This window comes from Streptomyces sp. NBC_00344 (genome assembly GCF_036088315.1).
GTDB lineage: Bacteria > Actinomycetota > Actinomycetes > Streptomycetales > Streptomycetaceae > Streptomyces.
Map to the genome: position 1 here is coordinate 5,076,435 of NZ_CP107996.1, position 15,892 is coordinate 5,092,326.

Genomic DNA, 15,892 nt, shown 5'->3' on the forward strand with positions numbered 1-15,892 from the left:
GCCGTCCCGCACCTCCCCTCACCGCCTGGAGATCCCGGCATGCGCCCTTACAGCAGACGCCAGTTCGTCACCGGCAGTTCGGCGGTCGCCGCCGCCGCGGCACTGACCCTGGCCGACAGCCGGTTCGCATCGGCCGCCGAACGGGACCGCGCGGTGGCAGCCACCGCTGCCCGTGCCGTCCGGACCGACGGCACCACGCTGGAGCAGGCGGCCACGCCGTCCGGTGCGGGGACCTACCGCCGGCTGGCGTCAGGTCCGGGCTGGCCGCTGGTGGTAAGGAACGAGCTGGCGGCGGGAGTTGCCGGACGGGACACCCGGCGCACCGGGCTCGCGTCGTTCGTCCAGTTCACCGACATGCACCTGGCGGACACCGAGTCCCCGGTGCGCTTCGAGTACCTGGCCCGCTACATCGACTCCGCGTACCGGCCGCAGGAGGCGCTCACCGTACGCGGCGCCGCCTCGTTGGTGGAGCGGATCAACTCATTGGCCGGCGGCCCGTACACGGGGGCGCCCTTCTCCGCGGTGATGGCGACCGGCGACAACACCGACAACCATGAACTGGTCGAACTCGACTGGTACTTGTCGGTCATGAGCGGCGGCCGGATCACTCCGAACACAGGTGACCCGTCCCGTTACGAAGGTGTGCAGAACTCCGGATCCGCCGGATACTGGAACCCGGAGTCGACCTTCCAGGACGACTACAAGAAGGCCGGATTCCCTCAGGTTCCCGGATTCCTCTCGGCCTCCGGTCAGCCGTTCACCGCCAGCGGTCTGCGGACCCCCTGGTACACCACGGTCGGCAACCACGACGACAGCATCGAGGGCACACTGCCCGACCTCGGACTGCTCAACTCCCTCTACACGGGAGACAGGAAGATCGAGGGTGTCGACGACGACACCGCCGTCAAGCTGGCGGATGCCATGCAGCACGATCCGGCGCAGGCCGCGCTGCTGCTCGCCCGTCTCCTGGCCGGCGGGCCGATCCGGCGGGTCACCCCGGACGCCCGACGCGCGACCTTCACGCCCAAGCAGTTCGCCCAGGCGCATCTGGACCCGGCACACACGGGCCCCGGCCCGTTCGGTCACGGCTTCACCCAGGCCGCCGCCTCCAGCGGCAAGCTGTACTACACCTTCCCGGTATCCGAAGGCGTGCTGGGCATCAGCCTGGACACCACCAACCGGGCCGGATGGGCGGACGGTTCGATCGGCACGGCGCAGCTGCACTGGCTGGAGTCCGTCCTCCAGTCGTACAGCACCCACTGGTACGACACCGACGGAAAGGTGGTACGCCGGGGCTCCCAGGACCAGCTGGTGGTCCTGTTCAGCCATCACACCAGCACCACCATGGGCAACACCCTGCCCGACCCGAACAACATCTTCGAGGGCCGCCACACCGGCACCGAACTCGTGGACCTCCTGCAGCGCTACCCCAATGTCGTCGCCTGGGTGAACGGGCACACCCACGCCAACCTGATCACCCCGCACGGCCATGCCGTCCCCGAACGTGCCTTCTGGGAGATCAACACCGCCTCCCACGTGGACTTCCCGCAGCACGCCCGCATCATCGAGGTCGCCGACAACGCCGACGGCACGCTGTCGCTGTTCACGACGCTGGTGGAGTCCGCGGCCCCGTACACAACCGACTTCGGCGACACCTCCGAGGCGGGCCTCGCGGCCCTGTACCGGGAGCTTTCCTTCAACGACCCGTACGCCACACCCGCGGCCAAGCTGGGCGCGGCGGCCGACCACAACACCGAGCTGCTGCTGGCCAGGCCGTTCGGGCGCTGACGGTACGCGGGGCGGGGGCGCCGGCCCGGCCGGCGCCCCCGCGGTCGCGGCCCCGCCGGACGGCGGGGGCACCGCCGACTTCAGCCGAAGACCCACCGGGTCTGCGCGTTCCTCCCCTTGTCGAAGCGGGGGGCCGTGTCCGGCGGGACCCGGAACACCTCCGCTCTGCCGCCCGGCCATGGAACGCCCCCGTCCCGCACATCGAAGTGCCATTCCCGGCCGTATGTGACGACATGGGCCCGGGTGAGCGCCCACAGCCGTCCCCCGTCCGCCAGGGGCGCCGTCCTGCCCTCCACGACCAGGTCGTACTCCTCGGCCGGCCGGACCGTCCGGCCCGCTTGCCCGAGGGGCGGACCGGAGGGTTGAAGGGGAGTGACGAGGGAAGGGGGAGCGACGCCTGCACCGGGCGGTCGTCGCCGGGCATCCGGCTCACGGCCGGGCTTCGACCGGCGGTGCTCGACCGGAAGCAGGCACCCGGTACCGGCCGCCTCGACAGAGCCGCTTCCAGCCGCTGCGGATAGGCTCGGAGACCGGACTTCGATCAGCCGGTTCGGTCGGTCCGGTCGGCCTGACGGACCAGCTTGGGAGGCGGCGGCATGACGGTGCCGGGGCGCAAGGGCAGTATGTTCACGCGGTTGCTCCGGCACGGTTTCACCGATCCGTCGGCCGCCGAGCGGCTCCTCGACACCCCGGAGCTCTCGGCCGTCCGCCACGATCCCGTACTGCTCGACGCGCTCGGCGCCACAGCGGACCCCGACCTGGCGCTGCTGGGACTGGTCCGGATGGTCGAGTCGCAGCAGCTGGACGAGCGGCAGACGCTACTGGACACGGTGGTCGCCGCCAAACCGCTGCGGGACCGGCTGTTCGGGGTGCTCGGCGCCTCCGAGGCGCTGGGCGACCATCTTGCGCGGCACCCCCACGACTGGCACGCCCTGGTCACCTATGAGACGGCCGATCTGCACCCCGGAATCCCCGAGTTCGAGCGGGGCCTCGCCGATGCCACCGACTCGGTGTCGCTGCGGATCGCCTACCGGCGGTGTCTGCTGGCCATCGCGGCCCGCGACGTGTGCGGCACGACCGATGTCAGGCAGACCGCCGCCGAACTGGCCGATCTGGCGACCGCCACCCTCCGCGCGGCCCTGTCGATCGCGTCCACAGCCGCACCCGATGATGCGGCCCTGTGCCGTCTCGCGGTCGTCGCGATGGGCAAATGCGGTGGGCACGAGCTCAACTACGTCTCCGACGTGGACGTCATCTTCCTCGCCGAGCCGGCCGACCACAGCGGCAGCGGCGACAGCGAAACCGAGACCAGGGCGGTCCAGTCGGCCACCCGGCTCGCCGCGCACATGATGCGCATCTGCTCGGAGACGAACATCGAGGGCACCATCTGGCCGGTGGACGCCAATCTGCGTCCCGAGGGCCGCAACGGCCCCCTGGTGCGGACCCTCTCCAGCCACCTCGCGTACTACGAGCGCTGGGCCAAGACCTGGGAGTTCCAGGCGCTGCTCAAGGCGCGGGCCGTCGCCGGAGACGTCACGCTGGGCAAGGAGTACGTCGAAGCGGTCAGGCCAATGGTCTGGCAGGCGTCCGAGCGGGAGAACTTCGTGGCCGACGCGCAGAAGATGCGCCGCCGGGTCGTCGACAACATCCCCCCGGCCCTGGTCGAGCGTGAGCTCAAGCTCGGCCCCGGTGGGCTGCGCGACGTCGAGTTCGCCGTCCAGCTGCTCCAGCTGGTGCACGGTCGCAGCGACGCCACACTGCGCAGCGGGAACACCCTGGACGCGCTGGACTCCCTTGCCGCCGGTGGATACGTGGGCCGCGCCGACGCGGCGCAGCTGGACGACGCCTACCGCTTCCTGCGCGCCATGGAGCACCGCATCCAGCTGTACCGGCTCCGGCGCACCCATCTCGTGCCGGAGAGCGAGGTGGATCTGCGCCGGCTCGGACGGTCGATGGGCCTGCGCACCGACCCGGTCGCCGAGCTCACCAGGGCCTGGAAGCGCCATGCCGCGGTGGTGCGCAGGCTGCACGAGAAGCTGTTCTACCGTCCGCTGCTCGACGCGGTCGCCCAGCTGGCGCCGGGCGAGAACAGGCTCAGTCCCAAGGCCGCGGGACAGCGCCTTGAGGCGCTCGGCTACGCCGATCCGGTCGCCGCTCTGCGTCATCTGGAGGCGCTGTCCTCCGGGGTCTCCCGTAAGGCCGCCATCCAGCGCACCCTGCTCCCGGTACTGCTCGGCTGGTTCGCGGACTCCGCCGACCCGGACGCCGGTCTGCTCGGTTTCCGCAAGGTCTCCGACGCGCTGGGCAAGACCCCCTGGTATCTGCGGCTGCTCCGGGACGAGGGCGCCGCAGCCGAGAACCTCGCACGCGTGCTGTCCGGGGGCCGGCTGGCCCCCGACCTGCTGCTGCGTGCCCCCGAGGCGGTCGCGCTGCTCGGCGCGACCGGCGGCCTCGAGACGCGCAGCCGCGCGAACCTGGAGCAGGAGGTGATGTCCGCCGTGGGGCGGGCGGAGACCCCCGAAGGCGCCGTCGCGTCGGCGCGCGGGGTGCGCCGCAGGGAGCTGTTCCGTACGGCGGCCGCCGACCTGATCGGTTCGTACGGCACCGAGGAGAGCCCGGTGGAGGCGGACCGCGGCACGCTGGTGGACCGGGTCGGCAACGCCGTCACCGACCTGAACGCGGCCACCATCGCGGGCGCCCTGCGGGCAGCGGTGCGCGCGCAGTGGGGCGACACACTGCCGACCCGGTTCACGGTCATCGGCATGGGCCGCTTCGGCGGCCACGAGCTGAGCTACGGCTCCGACGCCGATGTGCTCTTCGTGCACTCACCCAGGGACGGTGTGGACGACCAGGAGGCGAGCCGTGCGGCGAACTCGGTCGTCGCGGAGATGCGCAGGCTGCTCCAGCTGCCGACGGCCGATCCGCCCCTGCTGATCGACCCGGATCTGCGTCCTGAGGGCAAGACCGGCCCGCTGGTGCGCACCCTCGCCTCGTACGCCGCCTACTACCGGCGCTGGTCGCGGGTCTGGGAGAGCCAGGCACTGCTGCGGGCCGAGCCGATGGCAGGCGACGACGATCTCGGCGCGGCCTTCATCGAGCTGATCGATCCGCTCCGGTACCCGGTCGAGGGGCTCGGCGACGAGGCGGTGCGGGAGATCCGCCGGCTCAAGGCCCGGATGGAGTCGGAACGGATGCCGCGCGGCGCCGACCCGACGCTGCACGCCAAGCTGGGCCGGGGCGGTCTGAGCGACGTCGAGTGGACGGTTCAGCTGCTGCAGATGCAGCACGGCTGGGAGATCCCCGGTCTGCGCACCACCCGCACGCGTTCCGCCCTGGCCGCGGCCCATGCGGCCGGGCTGCTGCCCACCGAGGACGCCCAGACACTGGACGAGGCGTGGGTCCTGGCCTCCCGGGTGCGGAACGCGGTGATGCTGGTGCGGGGACGGGCCGGGGACACGTTCCCGTCCGACGGGCGGGAGCTCGCAGCGGTCGGGCGGTATCTGGGGTACGAGGCGGGGCACGTGGGAGACATGCTCGACGACTACCGGCGGCTCACCCGGCGGGCCAGGGCGGTCATGGAGGAGCGGTTCTACGGTGGCTGAGGGCGCGGCCGGCGCCCCCGGGCCGGATCCGGTGCTCTCCCCGGCCGGTGTCTCTCAGGCCCTGCCGGTGTCCTGCGCGGTCTTACGGGCCCGTACGGCGACGGGGTGCTCCCGACCGGGGGCCTGGCCCCCCGGCCTCGCACGCTCCGGCTCCTGGCCCTCCGGCCCCGTACCGTCCGGAGCGGGTGCCGGAGCCGCGGCCGGAGCGGGCGCCGCTGCCGGAGTCCGGGCCCGCCGCACCGGGACGCGCGGCAGGCGGTGGGGCAGTGCCCCGTACCACGCGTAGGAGAGCGCCACCCCGAACGACAGGCACAGCATCCCGCCCACCGCGTCCAGCCAGTAGTGGTTCGCCGTGGACACGATGACCAGCAGCGTCGCCGCCGGGTACAGCAGTCCGAGAATCTTCGCCCACGGTGTGGAGGCCAGGGCGAAGATGATCAGACCGCACCACAGCGACCAGCCGATGTGCATCGACGGCATGGCCGCGTACTGGTTCGACATGTTCTTCAGGTTGCCCGACGCCATCGAGCCCCAGGTGTCGTGCACCATGACCGTGTCGATGAAGTGGGTGCCGTTCATCAGTCTCGGCGGCGCCAGCGGGAAGAGGTAGTACCCGGCCAGAGCCACCACGGTCGTGGCGAACAACGCGAGACGCGCCGCCGCGTAACGGCCGGGATGGGAGCGGAAAAGCCAGATCAGGACGCCGATGGTCATGATGAAGTGGAGTGTCGCGTAGTAGTAGTTCATCGACACGATCAGCCATGTCACCGAATTCACCGCGTGATTGACACTCTGCTCGAACCCGAGGCCCAGCGAGTTCTCGGCGCTCCAGACCCAGTCCGCGTTGCGCAGAGCGGTCGAGCGCTGCTCGGGAACAGCGTTGCGGATCAGTGAGTAGACCCAGTAACTCGCCGCGATCAGCAGGATTTCGAACCAGATACGCGGACGGCGGGGGGAACGGAGACGGCCGATGACGGACGCGGCTGTCCCCTGGGTCACGACGGGTGACTCGGTGTCCTTACGGGCTTCCTGTGTCTTCACGGTCGTTTCACCCATGGAAGAAGAGTCTGCCAGAAACAACGCCTCCCCCAGATCATCCCTCGGGGGAGGCCCGTCCGCACCCGGTGCGGACGGCGGTCGCCCTAGGAACGCGGCGTTGACCCGGTCTCGGAACCGGGGCCCGAAGCGGTTGAACCCCGGACGACCAGCTCCGTCATGAAGACGAACTCGCTGTGCGGCGCGGGTGTGCCGCCGATCTCCTCCAGCAGGGCCCGGACCGCGGCCTGGCCCATGGCGGTGACCGGCTGCCTGATCGTCGTCATGGGCGGGTCGGTGAACGCTATGAGCGGGGAGTCGTCGAAGCCGACCACCGAGATGTCACGCGGCACGTCGAGGCCGAGCTGGCGGGCGGCACGGATCGCGCCGAGCGCCATCATGTCGCTGGCGCAGACCACTGCCGTGCAGCCGGACGAGATCAGCGCGGATGCCGCGGCCTGCCCGCCCTCCAGGGTGTAGAGCGAGTGCTGGATCAGCTTCGCGCTCTCGTCCTGGAGCAGACCGAAACTGTCCTGCATCGCCGCTTGGAAGCCCTCTATCTTGCGCAGCACCGGCACGAAGCGGCGCGGCCCCAGCGCGAGGCCGATCCTGGTGTGCCCCAGCGACGCGAGATGGGTGACGGCCAGCCGCATCGCGGCCCGGTCGTCGGGGGAGATGAAGGGCGCCTGCACCTTCGGCGAGAAGCCGTTGACCAGGACGTACGGGACGCCCTGAGCGCGCAGCTGCTCGTAGCGCTGCATATCGGCCGTGGTGTCCGCGTGCAGTCCGGAGACGAAGATGATGCCCGAGACCCCGCGGTCCACCAGCATCTCGGTGAGCTCGTCCTCCGTGGATCCGCCCGGAGTCTGGGTGGCGAGGACCGGGGTGTAGCCCTGCCGGGTCAGCGCCTGGCCGATGACCTGGGCCAGGGCCGGGAAGATGGGGTTCTCCAGCTCGGGGGTGATCAGCCCGACGAGTCCCGCACTGCGTTGCCGCAGCCGTACGGGACGCTCGTATCCGAGCACGTCGAGTGCGGCGAGTACGGATTCGCGGGTGGCCGCCGCGACCCCCGGTTTGCCGTTGAGTACCCGGCTGACCGTCGCTTCACTGACCCCCGCCTGGGCTGCGATGTCGGCAAGCCGTGCGGTCATGGGACTGGACTGTACCGGGCGCATGTCAGATTGCCCACCAGGTGCAGGATTCGCCGGGAATGCGAACAGAGTCCCCATCGATGACGGGAGCCGAAGTGGAGAGAAGCGGCCTGCCGGGGGCGGGCAGTTCGGCAGGGACGGCGAGGGTGTTGAGCGTGCACACAAGCCCGGGGCGGCTGAAGGCCAGGACGCCCGCCGGTGCTTCGAGCCATTGCAGCGGCCTCCCGTTCGGACCCTCCAGCCGGCGCCGGAGCGCCAGCGCGCTGCGGTAGAGCTCGAGTGTGGAGTGCGGGTCGCCGGACTGTGCGGCAACCGAGCGCTCCTTCCAGTTGCCGGGCTGCGGCAGCCACCCGGCGCCTGGCCCGAAGCCGTACGACGGGCCGTCCTCGGCCCAGGGGATGGGCACCCGGCAGCCGTCCCGCAGGCCGTCCTGCCCGGCGTTGCGGAAGAAGGAGGGGTCCTGCCGGAGACCGTCGGGCAGATCGGTGACCTCGGGCAGCCCCAGCTCGTCGCCCTGGTAGATGTACGCGGACCCGGGCAGGGCCAAGGTCAGCAGCGCTGCGGCCCGGGCCCGGCGCAGTCCGGTGGGTCCGTCGCCGTACCGCGTGACATGGCGGACGACATCGTGGTTGGACAGGACCCAGGTGGTGGGGGCGCCGACCGACGCGGTGGCGGCCAGCGACCCGTCGATGACCGAACGCATCGCCGCCGCGTCCCAGGCGCACTTGAGGAACTGGAAGTTGAAGGCCTGGTGCAGTTCGTCGGGGCGCACATACAGCGCGAGCCGCTCCGGGGACGGGGCCCACGCTTCGGCGACCCCGATGCGCTCCCCTTCGTAGGAGTCGAGCAGCCGCCGCCAGGAGCGGTGGATCTCGTGCACACCGTCCTGGTCGAAGAAGGGGAGCGTCTGGGAGCCGATCATCTTCACCTGCTCGCGGGCGCCGATGTCCGGCAGCCCGGCGGCCTTGACCATGCCGTGGGCGACATCGATACGGAAACCGTCGACACCGAGGTCGAGCCAGAAGCGCAGTACCGCGTCGAACTCCTCGCGCACCTCCTGGCTGTCCCAGTTGAGGTCGGGCTGCTCGGGCGCGAACAGATGGAGGTACCAGTCGCCGTCCGGGGTACGGCTCCAGGCCGGCCCGCCGAACACCGACTCCCAGTCATTGGGCGGCAGTTCACCCTCCGCGCCCCGACCCGGGCGGAAATGGTAGCGGGCCCGGTCGGCGGGTCCGCCGGCCAGTGCCGCCTCGAACCAGCGGTGCCGTTCGGATGTGTGGTTCGGGACGATGTCCACGATCACCCGCAGTCCGAGACGGTGTGCGGTGTCCACCAGCGCTTCGGCGTCGTCGAGCCCGCCGAAGAGAGGATCCACCGCCCGGTAGTCCGCGACGTCGTATCCGCCGTCCGCCTGCGGTGAGGCGTAGAAGGGGGTGAGCCAGACCGCGTCCACGCCCAGCTCCGCGAGATAGGGCAGCCGCTCGCGGATGCCCCGCAGGTCGCCGATGCCGTCACCGTCGCTGTCCGCGAAGGACCGCACGTACACCTGGTAGATCACCGCGTCCCGCCACCAGCCGGCCCGGCCTGAGGGTGATGCGGATGCGGGGCCGGTGGCTGCGGTGGTGAGCTCCTGCGTCATGGGTGTTCCTTTCGGAAGACTTGCAACGTACGGGATCAACGCGGACAGACTCCGAAAGTAACAGTCTTGCAAGGCCTTGCGGTGCTGATTGCGGGGTCCGAAGGGCCGCTTCCGGCACCCCGATGGCCCGTTTGACAAGGGTCGTAACGGCAACCGTGCGGATACGCTGAGGTAACGAAGGGCGCTCCTTGCAGAAAAACTCCGCAAGGTCTTTCGGTCTTCTTGCATCCTTGTTACGTTCCTCGCAACCCGGCGCCGTGATGGAGCGGCACCTGTTGAAGGAGTTCACATGCGACGTGGCATAGCGGCCACCGCTCTGGTAGCGACCCTGGCACTCGCGGCGACGGCTTGCGGCGGCGACAGCGGCAGCAGCAAGTCCGACGGGCCTGTCACCATCACCTGGTGGGACACATCGAACGCGACGAACGAAGGGCCTACCTACAAGGCGCTCGTCAAGAAGTTCGAGAAGGCCAACCCGGGTATCAAGGTCAACTACGTCAACGTCCCGTTCGACACGGCGCAGAACAAGTTCACCACCGCTGCCGGCAGCAAGGGCGCCCCTGACGTCATGCGCTCCGACGTCGGCTGGACGCCGGGCTTCGTGAAGTCGCAGTTCCTGGCCCCGCTGGACGACTCCGCCGCGGTCGCCAGCGCCGGCGGGATCGACCCGACGCTGCTGAAGCAGGCCCAGGTCAACGGCAAGCAGTACGGCGTACCACTGGTCACCGACACCCTCGGTCTGCTCTGGAACAAGGAGCTGCTGAAGAAGGCCGGATACGACAAGGCGCCGACCACGCTCGCCGAGGTCAAGGCCGTCGCCAAGGCCGTGGAGTCCAAGACCGACGCCGAGGGCTTCTGGCTGCACGACGACTCCTACTACCTGATGCCCTTCCTCTACGGCGAGGGCACCGACATGGTCGACGCCGGCGCCAAGAAGATCACCGTCAACAGCGCCCCCGCGGCCAAGGCGGTCAACGAGGCCAAGACGCTCCTCGGCTCGCCCGGTGTGCACAAGCTCGACGTGACCGCCAACAAGTACGCGAACATGCAGGACGCGTTCGTCAACGGCAAGGTCGCGATGATCGTCCAGGGCCCCTGGGAGCTGACGAACATCTACAAGGGCGCCGCCTTCAAGGACGCCTCCAACCTCGGCATCTCCCCGGTCCCCGCCGGCTCCACCGGTAACGCCGGTGCCCCGCTCGGCGGCCACAACCTGGTCGCGTACGCCGGTCAGGACGCCGCCCACCTGAAGGCGTCGGAGAAGTTCATCGGCTTCATGACCTCCGCCCCTTCGCAGACGGACATCACGCTCAAGAACGGCACCCTGCCGACCCGTTCGGACGCCGTCACCCCGGCGGTCCAGAAGGAGCCGGGCGTCTCCGAGTTCCAGGCGCTGCTCCAGAACGGCAAGGCCCGCCCGGCGCTGCCCCAGTACAGCTCGCTCTACGCGGACCTGCTGACCAACTACACGAAGATCCTGCAGGGCAAGTCGAGCACGCAGAGCGGCCTCGACGCCACCGCGAAGAGCTACAAGAAGCTCCTTCCGGACTTCACCGACTGACCCGCAGACAGGCCCGCCCGCCCCGCCGCTTCCGAGCCGGGGCGGGTGGGCCCTCGCGCACGTACAGGCAGCAGAGCAGCAGACTCGAGAAGGTGTCGTAGATGACCGTCGCCGTTCAGGGCGGGGCCGGCCGGGGCCGGACCGGCCCGTTCAGCCGGATCAAGCAGTCGTACAACAAGCATTGGTACGCCTGGGCCATGGTGGCCCCGGTCGTTCTCGTCCTCATCGCGCTGGTGCTCATCCCGCTGATCCGCGGCGTCTACCTCACCTTCACGGACGCCACCAGTGACAACGTCGGCCGCACGATCGGCGTCAACCACATCCCCGACTCGTTCAAGTGGGTCGGCCTCCAGCACTACCGGGAGATCCTCTCCGGGGCCGACGGCCAGTTCTGGCCGCACTTCGCCTGGACGGTCATCTGGACCGTGGCCTGCGTGGCCCTGCACTACGGCATCGGGCTCTCGCTCGCGATGATGCTGAACCGGAAGATGCGCGGCCGCACCCTCTACCGGATTCTGCTGATCCTGCCGTGGGCCGTCCCCACCTTCGTCACCGTCTTCTCCTGGCGGCTGATCCTCGCCGACGACGGCGGCATCCTGAACACCGTGCTCGGTGCGCTGCATCTGCCGGAGCCCGGCTGGCTGAGCGACACCACATGGCAGCGCGTCGCCGCCATCGGGGTCAACACCTGGGTCGGTGTGCCGTTCATGATGCTCTCGCTGCTCGGCGGACTCCAGGCCGTGCCGGCCGAACTGTACGAGGCTGCCGAGATGGACGGCGCCACCGGCTGGCAGCGCTTCCGGCACATCACCCTGCCGGGGCTGCGTCCGGTCAGTGCCACGGTGATCCTGCTCGGCACCATCTGGACCTTCAACCAGTTCAATGTGATCTTCCTGCTGTTCGGCGCCACCGGCGGCGAGGACACCCAGATCCTGATCACCTGGGCCTACCGGCTCGGCTTCGGGCAGACCCCCCGCGACTACGCGGGCGCGGCGACGTACGGCGTGCTCGTGCTCTCCATGCTCATCGTCTTCGCCACCTTCTACCGGCGCTGGCAGGCCCGCGGCGAACAGACGGTCCTCCGGTGAACACAGCGACCAACGACGAGAAGGCAGGCAGCCCCATGAGCGTCACCACCGCCGGCCGCACGGCCGCACCGGCATCCGCGGTTCCCTCCGCCCGCGCCGGGCGGAGGCCCCTGCAACGCGGGGAGCGCGGCAGAGGGGCCTCCGCGCTGCTGCACGGCGGGCTGATCCTGGCGAGTTTCATCGCGGCCTTCCCGGTGCTGTGGATCGCCTGGATCTCGCTCGGCCCCGACAAGACCGACTTCCTGCACCCGGGCGCCATCGCGCACAAGATGAGCCTGTCGAACTACTCGTTCGTCATCGAGCACACCGACTTCCTCAAGTGGTTCGCCAACTCGGTGATCGTCTCGCTGGGCACCACGGTGCTCGGTGTGTTCATCGCTGCCAGCTCCGGCTACGCGGTCTCCCGGATGCGCTTCCCCGGCCACCGGCAGCTGATGTGGACCTTCCTGGTCACCCAGATGTTCCCCATCGCGATCCTGATCGTGCCGCTCTACAACATCCTGGCCAACCTCGGTCTGCTGGACACCTACTGGGCGCTGATCCTCGCCTACTGCACCACCGCGGTCCCGTACTGCGCGTGGCTGCTCAAGGGGTACTTCGACACCATCCCGCAGGAGATCGACGAGGCCGGACGGGTCGACGGGCTCACCCCCTTCGGCACCTTCTACCGACTGATCCTGCCGCTGGCCAGGCCCGGTCTCGCGGTCGCCGCGTTCTACACCTTCCTGACCGCCTGGGCGGAGGTGGCCTTCGCGTCCACCTTCATGCTCAGTTCCGACAAGTACACGCTGGCCGTCGGTCTGCAGACCTATGTCAGCGAGCACGACACCCAGTGGAACCTGATGGCGGCCACCTCGGTGCTCATCGCGCTGCCCGCAGCGGTCTTCTTCTATCTGGTTCAGCGCCATCTGGTCAGCGGACTCTCGGCCGGCGCCGCGAAGTCCTGACCCGCGGGGCCCCGGCCCGCACCTCGCTTCTTCCCCCACCCCCGTACTTCCAAGGGATGACATGACCCAGCACCTCGCTGCTCCCACCGGCCACTCCACACCCGGCACACACACCGGATGGTGGCGGGACGCGGTGATCTACCAGGTCTATCCGCGCAGCTTCGCCGACGCCAACGGTGATGGCATGGGCGACCTCGAAGGCGTACGCAGCCGGCTCCCGTATCTGCGCGACCTCGGCGTCGACGCCGTCTGGCTCTCGCCGTTCTACGCGTCGCCACAGGCCGACGCCGGTTACGACGTCGCCGACTACCGCGCCATCGACCCGATGTTCGGCACCCTGCTGGACGCCGACGCGATGATCCGTGACGCGCACGACCTGGGCCTGCGGATCATCGTCGACCTGGTGCCCAACCACACGTCGGACCAGTACGAATGGTTCAAGCGGGCCATCAACGACGGCCCGTCCTCACCACTGCGGGACCGCTACCACTTCCGTGCGGGCAAGGGCGAGAACGGTGAACTCCCGCCCAACGACTGGGAGTCCATCTTCGGCGGGCCGGCCTGGACCCGGACGGCCGACGGCAGCTGGTACCTCCACCTCTTCGCCCCCGAGCAGCCCGACCTCAACTGGGAGAACCCGGCCGTCGCGGACGAGTTCCGCTCGATCCTGCGGTTCTGGCTCGACATGGGTGTCGACGGTTTCCGTATCGACGTGGCACACGGCCTGGTCAAGGCGGAGGGGCTGCCGGACATCGGCGGCGCCGAACAGCTCAAGCTGCTCGGCAACGATGTCATGCCGTTCTTCGACCAGGACGGTGTCCACGAGATCTACCGCTCCTGGCGGAAGATCCTCGACGAGTACCCCGGCGAGCGGATCGCCGTCGCCGAGGCCTGGACCCCGACCGTGGAGCGCACGGCCAACTACGTCCGCCCGGACGAGCTGCACCAGGCATTCAACTTCCAGTACCTGGGCACCCCTTGGGACGCTGACCGGCTGCGCGAGGTCATCGACGTCTCGCTCGCCGCGATGCGCCCGGTCGGCGCCCCGGCCACCTGGGTGCTCTCCAACCACGACGTCACCCGGCACGCGACCCGCTTCGCCAACCCGCCGGGCGGCACGCAGATCCGTACCGCGGGCGACCGTGAACTCGGGCTCCGCCGGGCCCGTGCCGCCACGCTGCTGATGCTGGCGCTGCCCGGCTCCGCGTATGTCTACCAGGGCGAGGAGCTCGGTCTCCCGGACGTCACCGACCTTCCCGACGAGGTGCGCCAGGATCCCTCCTTCTTCCGCGCCGCGGGCCAGGACGGGTTCCGCGACGGATGCCGGGTGCCGATCCCCTGGACCACCACGGGGTCCTCGTACGGATTCGGGTCCGGCGGCAGCTGGCTCCCGCAGCCCGACAGCTGGTCGGGTCTCAGCGTGCAGGCGCAGAGCGGCGACCCGGCGTCCACCCTGGAGCTCTACCGCAGCGCGATCGCACTGCGGCGCGAGCTCCCCGGTCTGGGAGCCGGCGAGTCCGTCGACTGGCTGCCCGGGATGCCCGCAGGAGTGCTGGCCTTCGCCCGCCCCGGCTTCGTCTGCACGGTCAACACGACGGGCCGGGCGGTCCGCATCGCGGCCCCCGGCCGTGCGGTGCTCGCCAGCACCGAAGTGACACCGGCCGACGGTGAGGTCGTACTTCCCGAGGACACCACCGTCTGGTGGGCGGTGTGACCGCACCTCCCAGGCTCGCGCACATCGCGGCGCAGGCGGCGGTCAGCGAGGCCACGGTCAGCCGGGTGCTCAACGGGAAGCCGGGCGTCGCGGACACCACGCGTCAGCGGGTGCTCGCGGCGCTCGACGTGCTGGGCTACGAGCGTCCGCTCCGGCTGCGGCAGCGCAGCGCGGGCCTGATCGGGCTGGTGACGCCCGAGCTCACCAACCCGATCTTCCCGGCCTTCGCGCAGGCCGTGGAGCAGGTCCTGGCCGGTCACGGCTACACGCCCGTGCTCTGCACCCAGATGCCCGGCGGCGCCACCGAGGACGAGCTGGTCGAGCAGTTGGTGGAACGCGGGGTCGGGGGCATCGTCTTTCTTTCAGGTCTGCACGCCGACACGTCGTCGGACCCGGAGCGGTACGCCGGACTGACCGAGCGCGGGGTGCCGTTCGTCCTGATCAACGGATACAACGAGCGGATCAGCGCCCCCTTCGTCTCGCCCGACGACCATGCCGCCGTCCATATGGCCGTGCGGCATCTCGCGGACCTGGGCCACCGCAGGATCGGTCTCGCGGTGGGCCCGTCGCGCTATGTCCCCTCGCGCCGCAAGCGCGAGGGCTTCATCGACGCGGTGTCGGCCCATCTCGGGCAGTCCGTTGAGGAGGCCGAAGTCCTGCTCCAGCACACCTTGTTCAGTGTCGAGGGCGGCCAGGCGGCGGCCGGTGCGCTGTTCGACCAGGGGTGCACCGGCATTGTCTGCGGCAGTGACCTGATGGCGCTCGGTGTGGTGCGGGCGGCCAGGGAACGCGGCCTCGAAGTGCCGGACGACGTCTCGGTGGTCGGGTTCGACGACTCGCAGCTCATCGCCTTCACCGACCCGCCGCTCACCACAGTGCGCCAGCCGGTGCAGGCGATGGCCGCGGCGGCGGTCGGCGCACTGCTCGAGGAGATCGGCGGAAACCCGGTCCAGCACACGGAGTTCGTCTTCCAGCCGGAACTGGTGGTACGGGGGTCGACGGCCCGCCGGGCCGGCTGACCTTCCGCCCCGGCGAAAACGGACGCCGCCCTGCCGCATCACACGGCAGGGCGGCGTCCGTTGTGTCCGGCATGCTTCCGGCTCCCGCAGATGAAGGCCCCCGGGCCTGCCCAGGGCGGGCCGGCGGGGAGTTGGCCCCGGGGCCTCTCTGCGTGCGCTGAATCTAACGCGGTACAGCGCTCCACTGCAATGTCTTGCGCAATATTTTGCGGGCTTCCGTTGACGCCGCGGCAGGCCGGGTCCGTTGCGGTGTGTGGGCGATTTCAGGGTTGCGATTCCGTCATGTCCAAGGGGTTGACCAGGGAGTTGAGGGCTCGTACGGTCTGCTGCGCAACGGTTCTTGCATTT

At 69.9% G+C, this 15,892-nt stretch carries 11 protein-coding genes; 7 read left to right on the forward strand and 4 right to left on the reverse strand.

Annotation, left to right across the window (positions count from 1 at the left end; all coding sequences use genetic code 11):
• Positions 1–39 precede the first annotated feature (39 nt).
• Positions 40–1,788 carry a TIGR03767 family metallophosphoesterase gene (locus OHS16_RS22925; RefSeq protein ID WP_328539114.1) on the forward strand — a complete coding sequence of 583 codons (1,749 nt, stop codon included), beginning with the start codon at positions 40–42 and terminating at the stop codon, positions 1,786–1,788.
• Positions 1,789–1,868: 80 nt separating this feature from the next.
• Here OHS16_RS22925 and OHS16_RS22930 read toward each other — a convergent pair whose 3' ends face one another.
• A complete protein-coding gene (locus OHS16_RS22930; RefSeq protein ID WP_328539115.1) occupies positions 1,869–2,084 on the reverse strand; it encodes a hypothetical protein in 216 nt (71 codons plus the stop codon).
• Between the two features lie 300 nt (positions 2,085–2,384).
• On the opposite strand from OHS16_RS22930, the gene OHS16_RS22935 reads away from it, so the two are divergent.
• Positions 2,385–5,390 (forward strand): bifunctional [glutamine synthetase] adenylyltransferase/[glutamine synthetase]-adenylyl-L-tyrosine phosphorylase, encoded by a 3,006-nt coding sequence (locus OHS16_RS22935; RefSeq protein WP_328539116.1) that lies wholly within the window; start codon positions 2,385–2,387, stop codon positions 5,388–5,390.
• A gap of 54 nt (positions 5,391–5,444) precedes the next feature.
• Here the strand turns inward: OHS16_RS22935 and OHS16_RS22940 are convergent, their stop codons facing one another.
• The 3 genes from OHS16_RS22940 to OHS16_RS22950 all read right to left on the reverse strand — a co-directional run bounded on the left by OHS16_RS22940 (position 5,445) and on the right by OHS16_RS22950 (position 9,215).
• A complete protein-coding gene (locus tag OHS16_RS22940; RefSeq protein ID WP_328539117.1) occupies positions 5,445–6,446 on the reverse strand; it encodes a phosphatase PAP2 family protein in 1,002 nt (333 codons plus the stop codon).
• 86 nt (positions 6,447–6,532) lie between these two features.
• On the reverse strand, positions 6,533–7,576 hold the full coding sequence (locus tag OHS16_RS22945; RefSeq protein ID WP_328539118.1) for a LacI family DNA-binding transcriptional regulator: 1,044 nt from the start codon (positions 7,574–7,576) through the stop codon (positions 6,533–6,535).
• Positions 7,577–7,601: 25 nt separating this feature from the next.
• Positions 7,602–9,215, reverse strand: coding sequence for a glycoside hydrolase family 13 protein (locus OHS16_RS22950; protein WP_328539119.1), 1,614 nt, complete (start codon positions 9,213–9,215; stop codon positions 7,602–7,604).
• A gap of 289 nt (positions 9,216–9,504) precedes the next feature.
• Between OHS16_RS22950 and OHS16_RS22955 the strand changes: the two genes are divergently transcribed.
• From OHS16_RS22955 to OHS16_RS22975, 5 genes are all read left to right on the forward strand, one after another.
• The gene (locus tag OHS16_RS22955) at positions 9,505–10,776 is read left to right on the forward strand and encodes an extracellular solute-binding protein (RefSeq protein WP_328539120.1); all 1,272 of its coding nucleotides are present in this window, start codon (positions 9,505–9,507) and stop codon (positions 10,774–10,776) included.
• A 101-nt stretch (positions 10,777–10,877) separates the two neighbouring features.
• Positions 10,878–11,864 (forward strand): carbohydrate ABC transporter permease, encoded by a 987-nt coding sequence (locus OHS16_RS22960; protein ID WP_328539121.1) that lies wholly within the window; start codon positions 10,878–10,880, stop codon positions 11,862–11,864.
• Between the two features lie 35 nt (positions 11,865–11,899).
• Positions 11,900–12,811 (forward strand): sugar ABC transporter permease, encoded by a 912-nt coding sequence (locus OHS16_RS22965; protein WP_328540951.1) that lies wholly within the window; start codon positions 11,900–11,902, stop codon positions 12,809–12,811.
• 61 nt (positions 12,812–12,872) lie between these two features.
• Positions 12,873–14,525 (forward strand): glycoside hydrolase family 13 protein, encoded by a 1,653-nt coding sequence (locus OHS16_RS22970; protein ID WP_328539122.1) that lies wholly within the window; start codon positions 12,873–12,875, stop codon positions 14,523–14,525.
• Positions 14,510–15,544: a LacI family DNA-binding transcriptional regulator gene (locus OHS16_RS22975; RefSeq protein WP_443042786.1), complete on the forward strand. Its 1,035-nt coding sequence runs from the start codon at positions 14,510–14,512 to the stop codon at positions 15,542–15,544. Before OHS16_RS22970 ends, OHS16_RS22975 begins: the two co-directional genes overlap by 16 nt.
• The last annotated feature ends 348 nt before the right edge of the window (positions 15,545–15,892 follow it).

What these genes read in the sequence shown, in the direction of transcription:
- OHS16_RS22925 (WP_328539114.1), top strand. Translation starts at nt 40, where the DNA reads ATGCGCCCTTACAGCAGACGCCAGTTCGTCACCGGCAGTTCGGCGGTC.
- OHS16_RS22945 (WP_328539118.1), bottom strand. Translation starts at nt 7,576, where the DNA reads ATGACCGCACGGCTTGCCGACATCGCAGCCCAGGCGGGGGTCAGTGAA.
- OHS16_RS22960 (WP_328539121.1), top strand. Translation starts at nt 10,878, where the DNA reads ATGACCGTCGCCGTTCAGGGCGGGGCCGGCCGGGGCCGGACCGGCCCG.
- OHS16_RS22965 (WP_328540951.1), top strand. Translation starts at nt 11,900, where the DNA reads ATGAGCGTCACCACCGCCGGCCGCACGGCCGCACCGGCATCCGCGGTT.
- OHS16_RS22940 (WP_328539117.1), bottom strand. Translation starts at nt 6,446, where the DNA reads ATGGGTGAAACGACCGTGAAGACACAGGAAGCCCGTAAGGACACCGAG.
- OHS16_RS22935 (WP_328539116.1), top strand. Translation starts at nt 2,385, where the DNA reads ATGACGGTGCCGGGGCGCAAGGGCAGTATGTTCACGCGGTTGCTCCGG.
- OHS16_RS22970 (WP_328539122.1), top strand. Translation starts at nt 12,873, where the DNA reads ATGACCCAGCACCTCGCTGCTCCCACCGGCCACTCCACACCCGGCACA.
- OHS16_RS22955 (WP_328539120.1), top strand. Translation starts at nt 9,505, where the DNA reads ATGCGACGTGGCATAGCGGCCACCGCTCTGGTAGCGACCCTGGCACTC.
- OHS16_RS22950 (WP_328539119.1), bottom strand. Translation starts at nt 9,215, where the DNA reads ATGACGCAGGAGCTCACCACCGCAGCCACCGGCCCCGCATCCGCATCA.